The organism is Phytoactinopolyspora limicola, from assembly GCF_011320225.1.
Classification (GTDB): Bacteria; Actinomycetota; Actinomycetes; order Jiangellales; family Jiangellaceae; genus Phytoactinopolyspora; species Phytoactinopolyspora limicola.
The window spans coordinates 272,596-288,970 of the sequence record NZ_JAAOEN010000003.1 but is presented as its reverse complement, the minus strand read 5'-3'; the positions used below and the strand labels follow the sequence as shown (position 1 = coordinate 288,970).

Annotated in this window: 10 protein-coding genes; 8 read left to right on the top strand and 2 right to left on the bottom strand. The window is 68.8% G+C overall.

Translation table 11 applies throughout. From position 1 onward, the window contains the following. Positions 1-49 precede the first annotated feature (49 nt). The 3 genes from thrS (at position 50) to G8760_RS30545 (ending at position 6,608) form a co-directional block, all read left to right on the top strand. Positions 50-2,047, top strand: coding sequence for a threonine--tRNA ligase (gene thrS / locus G8760_RS10275; RefSeq protein WP_246222502.1), 1,998 nt, complete (start codon positions 50-52; stop codon positions 2,045-2,047). A 64-nt stretch (positions 2,048-2,111) separates the two neighbouring features. Continuing rightward, positions 2,112-2,630 (top strand): HIT family protein, encoded by a 519-nt coding sequence (locus G8760_RS10270; RefSeq protein WP_343074384.1) that lies wholly within the window; start codon positions 2,112-2,114, stop codon positions 2,628-2,630. Positions 2,631-3,044: 414 nt separating this feature from the next. Then, positions 3,045-6,608 carry a S8 family peptidase gene (locus G8760_RS30545; RefSeq protein ID WP_166350536.1) on the top strand — a complete coding sequence of 1,188 codons (3,564 nt, stop codon included), beginning with the start codon at positions 3,045-3,047 and terminating at the stop codon, positions 6,606-6,608. Positions 6,609-6,616: 8 nt separating this feature from the next. On the opposite strand, the gene G8760_RS10260 is transcribed toward G8760_RS30545, so the two are convergent. Then, positions 6,617-8,767 (bottom strand): elongation factor G-like protein EF-G2, encoded by a 2,151-nt coding sequence (locus G8760_RS10260; RefSeq protein ID WP_166350534.1) that lies wholly within the window; start codon positions 8,765-8,767, stop codon positions 6,617-6,619. Positions 8,768-9,007: 240 nt separating this feature from the next. Between G8760_RS10260 and pgsA the strand changes: the two genes are divergently transcribed. From pgsA to G8760_RS10240, 4 genes are all read left to right on the top strand, one after another. Beyond that, positions 9,008-9,619: a phosphatidylinositol phosphate synthase gene (gene pgsA / locus G8760_RS10255; RefSeq protein WP_166350532.1), complete on the top strand. Its 612-nt coding sequence runs from the start codon at positions 9,008-9,010 to the stop codon at positions 9,617-9,619. After that, positions 9,616-10,557: a phosphatidylinositol mannoside acyltransferase gene (locus G8760_RS10250; protein WP_166350529.1), complete on the top strand. Its 942-nt coding sequence runs from the start codon at positions 9,616-9,618 to the stop codon at positions 10,555-10,557. Before pgsA ends, G8760_RS10250 begins: the two co-directional genes overlap by 4 nt. Further along, complete coding sequence (locus G8760_RS10245) at positions 10,554-11,696, top strand: glycosyltransferase family 4 protein (protein ID WP_166350527.1); 1,143 nt, start codon at positions 10,554-10,556, stop codon at positions 11,694-11,696. The genes G8760_RS10250 and G8760_RS10245 overlap by 4 nt, the downstream gene beginning before the upstream one ends. Positions 11,697-11,766: 70 nt before the next feature. Next, positions 11,767-12,300 carry a hypothetical protein gene (locus G8760_RS10240; protein ID WP_166350525.1) on the top strand — a complete coding sequence of 178 codons (534 nt, stop codon included), beginning with the start codon at positions 11,767-11,769 and terminating at the stop codon, positions 12,298-12,300. Between the two features lie 33 nt (positions 12,301-12,333). On the opposite strand, the gene G8760_RS10235 is transcribed toward G8760_RS10240, so the two are convergent. Then, positions 12,334-13,185, bottom strand: a complete 852-nt coding sequence (locus G8760_RS10235) for a PAC2 family protein (protein WP_166350523.1) — start codon at positions 13,183-13,185, stop codon at positions 12,334-12,336. Positions 13,186-13,565: 380 nt separating this feature from the next. Here G8760_RS10235 and G8760_RS10230 point away from each other — a divergent pair, with 380 nt between their 5' ends. After that, positions 13,566-16,367, top strand: coding sequence for an ATP-binding protein (locus G8760_RS10230; protein WP_166350521.1), 2,802 nt, complete (start codon positions 13,566-13,568; stop codon positions 16,365-16,367). Positions 16,368-16,375: the final 8 nt, after the last annotated feature.

Genomic DNA, 16,375 nt, shown 5'->3' with positions numbered 1-16,375 from the left:
GAGCGAGTTCAGCCAACCGATGTCATTTCTCGACCTAAGGAGCAATGTCGTGTCCGAAAAGATCCACATCGTCGTCGCCGGAGCCGAGCGACAGGTGGATGCGGGCACGACGGCCGCCGTGCTGTTCGCCGACGAACCGGGGGTGATCGCCGCGCGGATAGGTGCCGAGCTGGTGGATCTGGACCGGGTGCTCAGCGACGGCGACGACGTCGAGCCGGTCCAGATCGACTCCGAGGACGGCCGGGCGATCCTGCGCCACTCCACCGCACACGTCCTGGCGCAGGCGGTGCAGGATCTGTTCCCCGACGCCAAGCTGGGCATCGGCCCGCCGGTGGAGAACGGCTTCTACTACGACTTCGACGTCGCCGAGCCGTTCACCCCGGAGGATCTCAAACGGCTCGAGAAGCAGATGCAGCGCATCATCAAGGAACGCCAGCAGTTCGCCCGCCGGGCGGTGTCGGATGACGACGCCCGGGCCGAACTGGCCGGCGAGCCGTACAAGTTGGAGCTCATCGGGCTCAAGAGTGGTGCGGAGAACGCTGCCGAGGGCGCGTCGGCGGAGGTCGGCGCCGGCGAGCTCACCATCTATGACAACGTCCGGCGTGGGGGAGAGGTGGCCTGGAAAGACCTCTGTCGCGGCCCGCACCTGCCTACCACCCGCCACATCCCGGCGTTCAAGCTCATGCGTGTGGCCGCGGCGTACTGGCGCGGCAACGAGAACAACCCCCAGTTGCAGCGGATCTACGGCACCGCATGGGAGAACAAGGAGGCGCTCCAGGCCCACTTGGAGCGGCTGGCCGAAGCCGAGCGGCGCGACCACCGCAAGCTCGGCGCCCAGCTCGACCTGTTCAGTTTCCCCGACGAGATCGGCCCCGGGCTGGCGGTCTGGCACCCGAAGGGCGCCACGGTACGGCGGATCATGGAGGAGTACTCGCGGCAGCGCCACGAGCAGTCCGGCTACGAGTTCGTCTACACCCCACACATCACCAAAGACGCCCTGTTCGAGAAGTCCGGGCATTTGGGCTTCTACAAGGACGATCTCTACCCGCCGGTCCACCTTGACGCCGAGTACGACGACGACGGCGCGGTGCGTAAACCCGGGCAGGACTACTACCTCAAACCGATGAACTGCCCGATGCACACGTTGATCTTCAAGTCCCGGGGGCGCTCGTATCGTGAGCTTCCGCAGCGGTTGTTCGAGTTCGGCATGGTGTACCGGTACGAGCGGTCCGGGGTCGTCCACGGACTGGTGCGTTCGCGGGGGTTCACCCAGGACGATTCGCACATCTTCTGCACCCCGGAGCAGCTCGCCGACGAGCTGGCCAGCCTGCTGGAGTTCGTCCTCGGGTTACTCCGCGACTTCGGGCTGACCAACTTCCACGCCGAGTTGTCTACCCGGCCGGAGAAGTACGTCGGCGCTATCGAAGACTGGAACCGGGCCGAGGCCGCCTTGGAAGCCGCCCTGAAGAAGGCCGAGCTGCCCTACACCATCAACGAAGGCGACGGCGCCTTCTACGCCCCGAAGATCGACGTACATGTCAGCGACGCCATCGGGCGCAGCTGGCAGCTGTCCACCCTGCAGGTGGATCTACAGACCCCGGTGCGGCTGGACGTCGAGTACACCGCGGCGGACGGCAGCCGACAACGCCCCTACATGATCCACCGCGCATTGTTCGGTTCCATCGAACGATTCTTCGGCATCCTGGTCGAGCACTACGCCGGGGCGTTCCCGGTGTGGCTGGCCCCGGTTCAGGTGGTGGGTATCCCGATCGCCGACCAACACGTCGAACATCTGCGGGCGGTAACCGAGCGGCTGCGCGAACACGGCATCCGGGTCGAGGTCGACACCTCCGACGACCGCATGCAGAAGAAGATCCGCAACGCCCAGCACCAGAAGGTGCCCTACATGCTGCTAGCCGGCGACGACGACGTATCCAAGGGTGCGGTCTCGTTCCGGTACCGGGACGGCACGCAGAACAACGGTGTACCGATCGACGACGCCATCGCGGAGATCGTCGACGCCGTTCGCCGCCGGATCCAGGTCTGATCACGCCGGCATATCCGAGGCCGGCCACACCGGAGAGTCGCAGGTAGTTCGGAGGTAGTCAACAGTGCCCGATCGATTGGAACGGCTGTGGACGCCCTACCGGATGGCATATATCCGGGGCGAGTCGGGATCGGGCGCCGAGCGGGATGGCACTACGTGTCCGCTGTGTACGATCCCGACGATGGACGACGACGCCGGCCTGGTCGTGGCGCGGGGAACCCACGTGTACGGGGTGCTGAACCTGCACCCCTACAACCCCGGTCACCTGATGGTGGTCACCTACCGGCACGTTGGTGATCTGGAGTCGCTCACCCCGGACGAGACGGCAGAGCTGTCCGCCATGACCCGCGATGCGATCGTGGCGATGAAGGCGGTGTCCGCACCCCACGGTTTCAACGTCGGCCTCAACCTGGGCGGCGTGGCCGGGGGGTCGCTCTCCGCCCACCTTCACCAACACGTCGTGCCGCGCTGGAGCGGCGATGCGAACTTCATGACCGTGCTCAGCGACACCAAGGTGATGCCGCAGTTGCTGGCCGACACCCGGGAGTTGCTGGCCGCGGGGTGGCCGAACACTACTGGCTGAGCCTGGCTGACAACCAGAGGCCCACGTCGCCGCGTCCTATCAGTGAGAGGACGGGGCAACCCGTCCGCGAGTTGATCGTCGAGGGGTTCGTGACATGGGTTCCGACTGTGAACGTACGCCCGGGGCCGGGCAGACACGTGCCGTGGAGTACACCGGAGCCGGCTGGCTTCACTGGTCCTCCATACGGCCTGACACCGATGAGCCAGACGCGCCGCCAGCCGCGGATCACCCTGACCCGCCTGACGACGGGTGGCTCATGGCGTGGTGAGCGCGGCACCTGGCGTCGGCAGAAGTAGGCCGATCGTGAAGATCCGATGAGGATCTTGTGCGAGATCGTTGATCTCCCTGGATCCGGAGATCGAAGAGCCATAGATTGCCGGTGTTCATGCGCCATAGCTGAGTACAAGGGGAAACATGCGAACTCGAAGGGTTCGGCTGGTCACCGTTCTGGTGGCGATGACGTCCAGTGTCGGGATGCTGGCCGTCGCCGGTGGGTGGCTGTCGGCGGCGACGCCGGAGAGTTCGGTTCCGGCCGCACTGGCGATGAACGCGGGCACCACGGTCACGTTGCTCACCGGTGACCGCGTGGTCACCGACGCCCAGGGCCAGGTGCGGACCGTGCTGCCGGCGGCCGGGCGGGAGCACATACCGGTCTCGGTGACGACGCGAGACAGCGGTACGTTCGTGGTGCCCGCCGACGCCGCGGGGTTGCTGGCCCGCGGCGCGTTGGACGAGCGGTTATTCAACGTGACCCGGTTGGTCGAGTACGGATACGACGACACGAACCGGGCCACGCTGCCCGTCATCGTCCAGCACACCACTTCGGACTCCGCCGCGCAGCGGTTGGTCGCCGCGGCGGCCGGAGCGGAGGCCACCCAAACGTTGCCGAGTGTGTCCAGCGTTGCCGCGGTGGTGGACCGCGCCGCCGGTGCGGCGTTCTGGGCGGCCGCCACCCGCGGCGAGGGGGCATCGACGGTGTTGGCCGACGGTGTCCAGAGGATGTGGCTGGACGGACCGGTCGAAGCGGCGCTGGAGGACAGCGTGCCGCAGGTCGGCGCCCCGGCCGCCTGGGCGGTGGGGCTCGACGGAACGGGCGCGACGGTAGCGGTGCTGGACACCGGGATCGACGACACCCACCCCGATCTGACCGGCCGGGTCGCTGCCGCGGCCAACTTCTCCGATGCTGACGACGCGCTGGACCGGGACGGACACGGCACCCATGTGGCCTCGACGGTGGCCGGTCAGGGCGATCGGTACCGCGGGGTCGCCCCCGGTGCGACGCTGCTGAACGGCAAGGTTCTGGATGACGACGGCTTCGGGTCGGAATCCACGGTGATCGCCGGCATGCAGTGGGCCGTGGAGCAGGGCGCCGACGTGGTGAACATGAGTCTCGGCGCCCCGGACACACCAGGTCTGGACCCGGTCGAGGAGGCCGTCGAGGCATTGTCGGAACAGCACGGCACCCTGTTCGTGGTGGCGGCAGGCAACGCGGGGCCGTCCTCGGTGGGGTCCGTCGACAGTCCGGCCGCCGCGCCGTCCGCGCTGGCCGTGGGGGCGGTCGACAGCAGTGATGTCCTGGCCGACTTCTCCAGTTGGGGGCCGACCTCCGATGGGGCGCTGAAACCCGATCTCACCGCGCCGGGGGTCGACATCACCGCCGCCCAGGCTGGCGGCAGCGGATACGTCTCACACGATGGCACCTCGATGGCCACACCCCACGTGGCCGGAGCGGCGGCCATCCTGGCTCAGCAGCACCCGGATTGGTCCGGCGACCAGATCAAGACGGCGCTCACGGCATCGGCGGAGTCGGACCGGCGTACGTCGGCCTACGGCCAAGGATCGGGACGGCTGGATGTCGCCCGGGCGATCCATCAATCGGTGACGACCGAACCAGGGGCGCTCGACTTCGGCGTGCACGAATACCCGCACGAGGCCGATCCAGCCGACGAGGTATTGACCTACCACAACCACGGCGCCGAACCGGTCGAGCTGGTGTTGTCGATCGACGGGTTCGACCCATCCGGCGAGCCGGCCCCGGACGGTATGTTCACCGTCGACACCACCGAGGTCATCGTGCCGGCCGGCGGCGCGGCCAGGGTGACCGTCACGGCTGACACCAGGATGGACGCCCCGCACGCCGGTTACGGCGGCACGATCACCGCGGCCGACGATAGCGGCGACGTCGTCGTGACCACGGCGGTCGGGGTGGTGCGGCAGGGTCCCCACCACGACCTCACCATGACGTTTCGCGACTTCGACGGAGCCCGCACCGCCGACGGCAGTATGTCGATCGACGGGTTGGACACCGAGTTCTGGGACTGGGTCGCGCCGGATGAGACCGGCCAGGTGACCCTGCGGGTCCCGGAAGGTGTCTATCACCTCGTCGGGGATCTGGAACCCGGCGACGGCATCTTCGCCCGCATGATCACACCGAAACTCGAGATCACCGACGATACCGAGATCGTGCTGGACGCACGGGACACCGAACCATTCGACATCACGATGCCCGATCCGGGTGCTACCGCGTCGTGGTCGGTATATGGCCACATGGTGTTCCATGACGGGTACGGCCTCGGCAACACCCTGATTATGTTCGACGCCGGTCCGGAGAACATCTGGCTGGCCGAACTCGGCGCACCGGTCTCGGCCGACGAGCTCCGGGCCGGTCTGGCCGGTGGGTGGGAGGCCCCCGGCCCCGGTGACTCAGCCGGGTGGTATCACGCCGCCTGGCAAGAGTCCGGCACTCTTCTGGCCGGCCTGGAACGCGAACCGACGGGCGACGAGTTCGAGCGGGTCACCATGCGGCTGGGCCACAGCTCGCAGCGGTCCGGAGCACTGGTAGCCAGCTGGACCGGCGTCGACGACGGCTTGATGACGATCGTCGTCCCCACTGATCTCCCCGCTGAGCGGACCAACCACGTGCTCGGCAGTGAAGGCCGGTGGTCGTTCGGCGCGGCTCAGCAGACCGAGGGTGAGGGCTTCCAGATAGAGACCTTCGTCCAGGAGGTCCCGCGTGGGCATCAGCCGGGCCGGGAGTCGGCACGGGACTACAACATCGGCGTGTTCGGTCCCGCCTTGGGGGTAGTGGACCCGTGGATCCCGCCGAGAGTGGTGCGCTCGAACGATGAACTGTGGGCGTTTGTGCCGATGTTCGGTGACGGCGCGGGCAACCCCGGGTATTCGGCTTACGACACCGCACGAACCCGGGTGCTGCTCGACGGCGCCGAGGTGTTGACCGTCGACGAGGCCCTGTATGACCAGGACATTCCGGTCGGGCCCTGGGAGGTTCCGGCGGGTGCCGGGCGGCTGGAGCTCAGCACCGAGGTCACCCGGCCGGAGGACGTGTCGAGGGTGAGCAGCCGGGTGCAGGTGACGTGGGCCTTCGACGTCGAGGCCGCACCGGAGGATGGCACCAACCAACTGTTCCCGCTGTCGGTGGTGCGGTTCGCGCCTGAGCTGTCGCTCACCAGCACCGCCGTGGCCGGGACGGAGCTCACCGTCCCGTTCGAGGTTCATGGCGCGGCGGCGGGCCAGGTGGACGAATTGACCATCGATGTGTCACACGACGACGGCGCATCGTGGGAACCGGCGACGATCACCGGAGAATCGTTCACCGTGATCCATCCCGACCAGCCGGGCAGTGTGTCGTTGCGGGCCCGGCTATCCGACGACGACGGCAACACGCTGGAGCAGACGATCGAGCGGGCCTACCTGACGGTGCCGGCCGAACCAGAACCCACGGACCCGCCGGACCCGACACCCACACCGGACCCGACACCGACGGCCGAACCCACCGTCACCCCCAAACCGACGGTGACCCCGGAGCCGAGCACCACCGTGACCCCGGCGCCGCCGGGCAAGGATCCCCGGTTGCCGGATACCGGCATCGCCCCGGTGGGATGGCTGCTGGGGGCGGGGGCCAGTGCCGTGCTGGCCGGGGGCGGGGCATCGTTGGTGCTGCGACGCACACGTGGGTGACGCCGTTGTTATCCGTCGTCGGTGGCCTTCGCCGCGAGATGGGCGGGCATCGCCTCGTACCGGGCGAACTCGCGGGTGAAGGTGGCGGTGCCGTGGCTCATGGCTCTCAGCTCGATGGCGTACCGGACTAGGCCGGTCTGGGGGACGTCAGCCTTGATCAGGCTGCGTCCCTGACCGACGGCTTCGGTGCCCAGTACGTGGCCGCGGCGGCTGGAGAGGTCGCTCATCACGGTGCCGACGTCGTCGTCGTTCACCAGAATGGACACTTGATCGAACGGCTCGAGTAGGCTGACACCCGCCGCGGCGGCGGCCTCCCGCAGCGCCAGCGCCCCGGCCATCTGGAAGGCCATATCCGACGAGTCGACACTGTGTGCCTTGCCGTCGAGCAGGGTGACCTTGATGTCGACCATCGGGTAGCCGGCCTTGGAGACCCCCTTCTCCATCTGGCTCCGGATACCCTTCTCGACCGATGGGATGAACTGGCGTGGGATCGCCCCGCCAACGATCTTGTCGACGAACTCGAACCCGGACCCCTGCGGCAGCGGCTCCGCCTCGATCTCGCACACCCCGTACTGTCCATGGCCACCGGACTGCTTGACGTGCCGGCCTCGGCCACCGCTGCGGCCGGCCAGGGTCTCCCGCAGCGGCACCCGCAGCTCCACGTGGTCGACCTCGACGCCGTACCGCTTGGCTAGGCGGTCCAGCAACACGTCGGTGTGCGCCTCGCCCATGGTCCAGAGCACCAGCTGGTGTGTCTCGGCGTTGTTCTCCACTCGCAGCGTCGGCTCCTCGGCGACCAGCCGGGACAGCCCTTGTGACAGTTTGTCCTCGTCGGCTTTGGTCCGGGCGACGATGGCCACCGGCAACATCGGCTGGGGCATGTCCCACGGGCGCATCAGCAGCGGCTGCTGCGGGTCGGACAGGGTGTCGCCCGTCTCGGCACGGGACAACTTGGCGACCGCGACGATGTCGCCGGCCGGTGCCTGCCCGACCGGCCGTTGGGTTTTTCCCAGCGGGGACGACAACGTGCCGACCCGTTCGTCTTCGTCGTGTTCCTCGTGTCCGCCGCCGGATAAGAAATGACCGGACACGTGGACCGGCAGATCTGGGCGTAGCGTGCCGGAGAACACCCGGGTGAGGCTGATCCGGCCGACGTACGGGTCGGTGGTCGACTTGACGACCTCGGCGAGCAACGGGCCGGCGGGATCGCAGCTGAGGTTGTCTCGCGGTTCGCCGTCGATGGTGGTCACCGCGGGCATGGGGTGTTCGGCGGGGGAGGGGAAGGCGCTCGTCATGACCTCGAGCAACTCGGTGGTGCCGAGTGCGCTCGCCGAACACACCGGCAACACCGGATAGAACGACGCCTGCGCGACGGCCTGTTCGAGGTCGTCCACCAGGATCTTGGGGTCGATCTCCTCACCACCGAGGTAACGCTCCATCAGCGTCTCGTCCTCGGACTCCTCGATGACACCTTCGATCAGCTCTCCCCGAGCCTCGTCGAGCCGCACGGCATCGGCGTCGGTCAGCTCGGCTTCGGCCCGTCGTCCGTCGGCGTACTGGTACAGCTTGCGGCTGATCATGCCAACGAGGCCGGTGGCCGGCCCGCCATCGGACACCGGTAGATAGAGCGGGAGTACCTTCTCGCCGAACGCGTCGCGGCAGGATGCGAGCGTGCCGGCATAGTCGGAGCGCGGGTGGTCGAGTTTGGTCAGGACGACGGCACGCGGCATCGACACGGCAGCACACTCGGTCCAGAGCATACGGGTGGTTCCGTCGATGGGCTCGGCGGTGGAGACGACGAACAACGCACAGTCCGCGGCCCGTAGCCCGGCCCGCAGATCGCCGACGAAGTCCGCGTAGCCGGGGGTGTCGAGCAGATTGACCTTCACCCCGGCATACTCGAGCGGAGCCAGCGCCAGGTTGACCGAGCGTTGCTGGCGCACCTCGGCCTCGTCGTAGTCGCTGACGGTGTTGCCGTCCTCGACCCGGCCCGGCCGGGAGATAGCGCCGGTAGTCGCCAGAAGCGCCTCTACCAGGCTGGTCTTTCCGGCTCCGGTATGCCCCACCAGGACGACGTTGCGGACCTCCCCGGCCGTCGGGGGGTCGGCGGTGCCGCCAACGGCCGTGGGGGTGTGTCCTTGAGAGTTTCGGCCCGCCATCGCGCCTGCCCTTCATCTCTGGCGGCGCCGCGTCGCCTCCCGTGCGTCGTCGGTCCCCCGCGTGCCGGCGCCGACCATCCTGCGTTGTGAATGCCACTCTGCTGTGCCATCCGAGGATCCGCAAGGGGCTGTCGAGATTCCATCTCCTACGATGGCGTGGCCGGACGTACCGTCTTCGGATGCGGCTGGCACAACCGACAGCCCCTGCCCGCCGCACGAGGAGCTTGACGAGACCAGGCCATGCTCGACAAATACACGCGCGTCTACACGACGCGGATCCTGACGCCCATCGCGCGGGCCTTCACCAAGGCGCGGATCAGCCCCGACGTCGTCACCATCGTGGGTACCGCCGGCGTCACCGTTGGTGCGCTGGCGTTCTACCCACGTGGTGAGTTCCTGGTGGGCACGCTGGTCATCACCGCGTTCGTCTTCGCCGACAACATCGACGGCATCATGGCCCGGCTGTCCGGACGGAAGAGCAATTGGGGAGCGTTCCTCGACTCCGTGTTGGACCGGGTCGGCGACGCCGCGATCTTCGCCGGCCTCGCGTTGTGGTTCGCCGGCGACGGCGACAACACGCGGATGACAGCCCTGCTCATGGCCTGCCTCGCCCTGGGCGCGGTGGTCTCGTACGCACGAGCGCGCGCGGAGAGCCTCGGCTATACCGCCTCCGGCGGGATCGCCGAGCGGGCCGACCGGCTGGTGGCGGTGCTCGTCACCACCGGCCTCGTTGGGCTGTTCGGCCTGTCTATCGTCGTCCTCGAGGTCGTACTCTGGTTACTCATGGCCGCCAGTGCGTGGACGGTGTTCCAGCGCGTCCGGCACGTCCACCAGCAGGCGGTCCAGGCATGACGCGCTTCGCCGACCGGCGCCGGCTCGCGCTGTACAGCGCAGGGTGGGCGGCCGTGCGGGCGCTACCCGAGCCGGCCGCCTATGGACTGTTCCGTACCCTGGCCGACGTTGCCTGGCGGCGCCGCGGCGGCGCCGCTCGCGGCTTCGAACGCAACCTGGCCCGGGTGGTACCCGACGCCGACCCCGCCGAGCTGCGTGCGCTCAGCCGGGCGGCGCTGCGTTCCTACATGCGCTACTGGTGTGATGCGTTCCGCATCGGTGACTGGACGCATGAGCGCATCGTCGGCCGGGTACGTACCCTCCATGAGGAGCGGTTCCGAGCACCGCTCGACGAGGGGCGAGGAGTGGTGGTCGCGTTGCCGCACATGGCGAACTGGGACCACGCCGGAGCATGGTCGTGCCTGACCGGCGCACCGGTGGCCAGTGTCGCCGAACGGCTGCGTCCGGAGAAGCTGTTCGAGCGGTTCCTCGCCTACCGTGAACAATTGGGTATGACCATCCTGCCGCTCACCGGCGCCGAGAACGTGATGAGCCGGCTCACCAACCATCTGGAGTCAGGGGGAGCGGTCTGCCTGCCGGCCGAACGTGACCTGTCCCGGCGCGGCGTACCGGTGACGTTCTTCGGCGAACCGGTGAGTATGCCGGCCGGTCCGGCCATGCTCGCGCTGCGGACCGGTGCGACCCTACTCCCTACCACTCTCGCCTACGAAGGCCGGGAGCCGAACCACGGCGTCGTGTTGTGGTTCCACGAACCTATCGAGATTCCAGCACGCCGCGCCGACCGCATCGCTACCATGACGCAGCGTGTCGCGGATGCCTTCGAGGTAGGCATCCGCCAGCATCCGGAGGACTGGCATATGGCCCAACGCATCTTTCAATCCGACATCGAGGCCGCCCGGGGATCCGAACACCCCGGCAGCACGTTGGCCGCGCCGTGAATATCGGGATCGTCTGCCCCTACTCGTGGGGTGTCCCCGGTGGGGTGCAATTCCACATCCGCGACTTCAGCGAGGAGCTGATGGCCCGTGGCCACACCGTGTCGGTGCTGGCACCCGGGGGAGAGGACGACGACGTCCCGCCGTATGTCGTCAAAGCCGGACGTCCGGTTTCGATCCCGTACAACGGCTCGGTCGCGCGTGTTTTGTTCGGCCCCCGCGCGGCGGCGCGGGTACGCCGGTGGCTCAGCGACGGCAAGTTCGACCTCGTGCACATCCACGAACCCGAAACCCTCAGCCTCGGCCTGCTCGCCACGTGGTTGGCCGACGTGCCGGCCGTGGCCACCTTCCACCAGGGTTCCAAACGTTCCCGGGTGCTCAGCGCCGGCCACGGCATTCTCCAATCCACTCTCGAGAAGCTCAGCGCCCGCATCGCCGTCTCCGACGAGGCCCGCCGCACCATCGTCCAACACCTCGGCGGCGATGCCGTCCTGATCCCCAACGGCCTCTACGTCGACCGCTTCACGGCGCCACCACGGCCGGAGTGGCAGGGGGCCGGTGGCACGTTCAGCTTCCTCGGCCGGGTCGACGAACCCCGCAAGGGACTGCCGGTGCTCCTGGGAGCCTGGCCCGCCATCCACACCGCGCATCCGGACGCCCGGCTGCTCGTGGCCGGCCCCGGCGATGTCGACGAAGCCCGCCGCAGCATCCCCGCCGAGCACCGCGACGCCGTGACCTTCCTCGGCGCCATCAGCGACGACGACAAAGCCGCCATGCTCGCTAGCAGCGACGTGTACATCGCACCACACACCGGCGGAGAGTCGTTCGGCATCGTGATCGTCGAAGCCATGGCCGCCGGAGCTCCCGTCGTCGCCAGCGACCTGGTCGCGTTCCGGGCCGTGCTCGACGACGGCCGGCTGGGTGCGCTCGTGCCGATCGGTGACTCCGAGAGCCTCGCCACCGAAGCCATCGCGCTGCTGGGCGACCCTCAGCGGCGGCAACGGTACCGGGATGCCGCGTCGGTGGCGGTGCGCCGCTACGACTGGTCGGAGATCGCCACCGAAGTGCTGGCCGTGTACGAGATGGTGATGGCGGCCGGGTCGCCGGCTGACGGTCCCCGATTCCGCTTGCCGGGCCGGTGACTCCGCCGCCGGGGCACGCCGCGACGGGCGGGGGAGCGCACGGGCAGCGGGGTAGGTAGGGTCGGACGCTGTGATCTGGATTCCGGTTGTTGTCGGCGTGCTCTTCCTGCTGGGTGTGTACCTGTCCTGGACGGCGGGGCGCCTGGACCGGCTCCATGCACGAGTCGACGCGTCGCGAGCCGTGCTGGACGCGGAACTGCTTCGGCGCTCGGCGTCGGCACTCGAACTGGCCACCGCGAACCTTCTCGACCCGGCGACGTCGGTCGTGGTCGCCGACGCCGCGTCCCGAGCCCGCACCGCGGGCGACAACGAGCGTTATCAGGCCGAGAGCGACCTCACCGCGGTGCTCACCGCCGCTTTGGGCGAACCCGAGGAGCTTGCCGCCTGGCGGGAGGACGTGCCGCTGCTGGCGGACGCGCTCGGCGAGTTGAGCCTGGCCTGCCGGCGTGCGGCGCACGCTCGGCGATTCCACAACGAGGTCGTGCGGGCCGCTCAGCGGCTGCGCCGTAAGGTTCTGGTGCGTTGGCTGCGGCTGGCCGGACACGCACCGTGGCCGGAGACGGCTGAACTCGACGACACCATCCCACGCGCGTTCAACAGCTGACGCGCAGCACGTGGGCCGGGGAGGGACTCGGCGTTACTGATCGCCGATGCCGCGCTGGCGGAGGTAACGCTCGAACTCGCGGGCGATGTGTTCGCCGGACGCCTCGGGCAGGTCGATGGCGTCGGAGGCTTCCTCGAGCCGGTGCACGTACTCGGCGACGTCGGCGTCCTCCTGCGCCAGCTCTTCGACGCCGTGTTGCCACGCTTCGGCCTGGTCGGGGAGGTCACCCAGTGGCACGGAGACCTCCAGCAGGTCCTCCAAGCGGCGCATCAGCACCACGGTGGCCTTCGGGCAAGGCGACTGACCGACGTAGTGGGGTACCGCCGCCCAGAGCGAGACCGCGTCCAACCCAGCGCGGGTGGCCGCGTCCTGAAACACCCCCACGATGCCGGTGGGTCCCTCGTACCGGGACGGCTCCAGGCCCATCGCCTCGACACCACCAGGCTCGCTGCTGGCGGCGGTGACCGGGACCGGCCGGGTGTGCGGGACGTCGGCGAGTAGGGCACCCAGCGTCACCACCCGTTCGATGCCGAGCTCGGCGGCCACTCCGAGGAGTTCCGCGCAGAATCCCCGCCACCGCATGTTCGGCTCGATGCCACGCAGCAGGACGAAGTCTCGGGGTAGGTCGGCGGAGGTGGCCACGGTCAGCCGAGTGGTGGGCCAACGCAGATTGCGCGCACCGTCGTTGTCGAGCGAGATGACGGGCCGGTTGACCTGAAAGTCGTAGTAGTCGTCGGGGTCGAGTGACGCCAGAGGTTCGGCCTGCCAGATCTGTTCTAGGTGCTCGACGGCGGCCGTGGCGGCCTCCCCGGCGTCGTTCCATCCCTCGAACGCGGCGACCAGCACCGGCTGGCGAAGCTGTGGAACGCTGTCCAGTTCGATCACGCTGGTCCTTCCCCTGCGTCGGCACGCATGCGTTCGACGTTACCTGGGACGGGCCCTCTCCGCGAACCCGAAACTGTCGGTGTTGTGCTTGAACCGCAACGGTTCGGGAACACCGTCGTTCCCTCGTGGTCCACCCTACGGTTAGTGCAGCCCGCGGTGCGCACTGGCCGTGGCCGAGTGTCGACGACCACCACACCCACCTGACCGATGTGGTAGGGAAACACCCGATGCGCGACGCGGATGGTGGTGAAACCATCTGGGACGTCATTGTGTCGCCGGCACCTCGATCCGCAGGGTCACGGCCGCGGCCCGGTAGCTCGTCTCCCGAGGGGACTCAGCAACGGATGATGGAGCAGCCGCGCCGCTGGCACAATCGATCTGTGTCGCCACCCGTGATCGGCCGCGAGAGTGAACTCGCGGTGGTGCGCCGGCTGATCGACGGGCTCGACGCTGGGCCCGCGGTCTTGGTGGTGGCAGGCGAAGCCGGGATCGGGAAAACCACCGTGTGGCAGGCCGGTGTCGACGACGCCGGCCGCCGCGCCCGCGTCATGACCGCCCGACCGGTCACCGCCGAGATGCGGCTGAGTTATGCGGGCCTGGCAGATCTGCTCGACGGAACCGAACGTGAGGGGTGGGCGCGGCTGCCCGCTCCGCAACGGCACGCACTCAACGCCGCCTTGCTGCGCACCGAGGGCGCATCGGGCGTACCGGATCCCCGCGCGGTCGGCGCCGGGTTGCTGTCGGTTCTGAAGGAGCTGGCCCGCCGGTCACCGGTCCTGCTGGCCGTCGACGACCTGCAATGGCTCGACGAACCAAGCCGCCGGGCTTTGGAGTTCTCGGTCCGACGGTGTACGGGACCGGTGGCCGTCCTAGCGACGTGGCGAGATGACGATCCGGCGGCAGGAGGCGGGGTGCGGCTCCCCGCAGCACACCTCCTGCCGCCCGATCCGTCCCGTCGTGAGACATTAACCCTGCCTCGGTTGGCCCGCGGCGCGATCCACGAGATCGTCCGGCGGCGGACCAACCGGCCACTGGCCCTCCGTTTGGTCGCGCGAATCGCCGACACCGCAGCCGGCAACCCGTTCTTCGCGCTGGAGTTGGCCCGTGCGGCGCGGCCGAACTCCGTCGACCTCGGCCCGATGCCGGCCAGCCTGCACGCCGTCGTCCAAGGACGCATCGAGGTCCTCTCGCCATTAACCAGGCACGTCTTGCTCGTCGTCAGCGCCTTGGCGTCGCGGCGCGCGGACCTCACTCAGGCGGCGATCGGAGACGTCGACCTGGTCCGGGCACTCGGCCCGGCGGAGGACCGCGGTGTGGTGACCGTCTCCGGCGGGCGGATCGAGTTCACTCACCCGCTGCTGGCCAGCGCCGTCTACGGCGACGCGGCACCTTCCACCCGCCGCGCGGTGCACCGGCGACTGAGCGAGGTCGTGGAGGACGTCGAGGAGCGCGCCTGGCATCTGGCCCGGTCGACGATCGAACCGGAACCACAGGTCATCAACGCCCTCGAAGCGGCCGCCGCGCAGGCCCGCGGCCGCGGAGCTCCGGCGTCGGCCGCTGAGCTCCTGTCGACCGCGATCGCCCTGGGCGCTGACACCCCGGAGCGGCGGGTGCGAAGCGCCCGTGACCATCTGGGCGCCGGAGACTCACATGCGGCCGAGGTGATCCTGACCGACGTCGTCGACCGGCTCGCTCCCGGCCCGCCACGGTCCGAAGCCCTCCGTCTGCTCGGCATGGCGCGATACCAGCTGGACGATTACGCCGCATCGGCCGACGTGCTGAAGCGCGCCTTCAATGAAGCGGCCCAGGACAGCACCCAGCGCGGTACCGCCGCTGTCGAACTCTGTTTCGTGCACGGGACCGGACTTCGAGCCGCCGAGGCATTCGGCTACGCGAAGATCGCCGTGCAAGCGGCGGAACAGGCCCATGACGCCGGTCTGCTGGCCGAAGCGCTGGGCTGCCTGGTGATGTCCGCGTTTCTGCTCGGCGACGACGTGGACGACGCCACGCTGGCTCGGGCGATAGCTCTGGAGGACCCCGATCGTCCCCTCCGCTCCATGCTGCGGCCCACGCTCATCGGGGGGATGGTCCACCTCTGGGCGCGGCGGGTCACCGAAGCACGCGCTCAACTCGCCATCATTCACCAGCGGTGCCTCGATCGCGGCGAGGAAACCGACGCGGACCTGGTGTCGGTCCTGCAGGTCGTCGCTGCCCTGTGGCAGGGAGATGTGGCCACGGCGCGGGAACTGGCCGACACGGCCGCCCACCGCGAACGTCTCGTCGTTCCTGGCCGTGCCCAAGCCATTGCCCGAGTGCACGTGGCCTACATCTGTGCCTGGCGTGGTGACGTGGAGCAGGCCCGTGAGGCGGGACTGGCCGCACTCGACCTGTTCGCCAACGAGGGTGCGGCCATGTGGTCACTCCACGCCTACGCGGCACTGTGTATGGCCGAGCTGTCCGTTGGAGACCATGGCGAGGTGGTGCGGTGGTTCGAGGCCGGCCGCATGGTCGGCGCCGCCGCGATGCAGGCCGACCCTGGGGTGTCATCGCTGATCCCCGATGTGGCTGAGGCGATGATCGCACTAGGGCGTCTCGATGAAGCGGAGACTTTGGTGGGTGTCCTCGAATCGAGCGGCACCCGCCCTTCGCGGCCGTGGGCGAGTGCCGTCGGGGCACGATCCAGGGGCCTGTTGTGCGTCGCCCGCGGAGACCTCGACGACGCCGAAGCCGCGTTCCACCATGCGTTGGTGGCACATGACCACCTGGGTCTGGGCTACGAGGAGGCCCGGACCTATTTGGTGATGGGACGGCTGCAACGGCGCCGCAACCGCCGGCGAGCCGCCCGCGCGTCGCTGGAACGAGCAGCCGAGTTGTTTCGGGAAGCAGGGGCGGCCCGGTGGGCCCGGAACGCCCAGGACGAAGTCCACCGGTTGGGGCTGGCCAGACCCACGGCGGCCAGCGTCGACGGGCTGACCCCCAGCGAGGAACGGGTGGCGGGGCTCATCTGCGCGGGCCGCACCAATCAGCAAGCCGCCGCGGAGCTGTTGGTCAGCCCTAAAACCGTCGAAGCACACTTGACCCGGGTGTACCGCAAACTCGGCATACGCTCCCGAGCCGAGCTCGGACGGGTCATGGCTGAGCGGGATCAGGTGCTGCCTCCGGCTGGGCAGCCTGGTCCGTGAGAGCATGG

Excerpts from the sequence above, each read along its gene's own strand:
- G8760_RS30545 (WP_166350536.1), top strand. The coding sequence starts at position 3,045 with ATGCGAACTCGAAGGGTTCGGCTGGTCACCGTTCTGGTGGCGATGACG.
- G8760_RS10260 (WP_166350534.1), bottom strand. The coding sequence starts at position 8,767 with ATGGCGGGCCGAAACTCTCAAGGACACACCCCCACGGCCGTTGGCGGC.
- pgsA (WP_166350532.1), top strand. The coding sequence starts at position 9,008 with ATGCTCGACAAATACACGCGCGTCTACACGACGCGGATCCTGACGCCC.
- G8760_RS10250 (WP_166350529.1), top strand. The coding sequence starts at position 9,616 with ATGACGCGCTTCGCCGACCGGCGCCGGCTCGCGCTGTACAGCGCAGGG.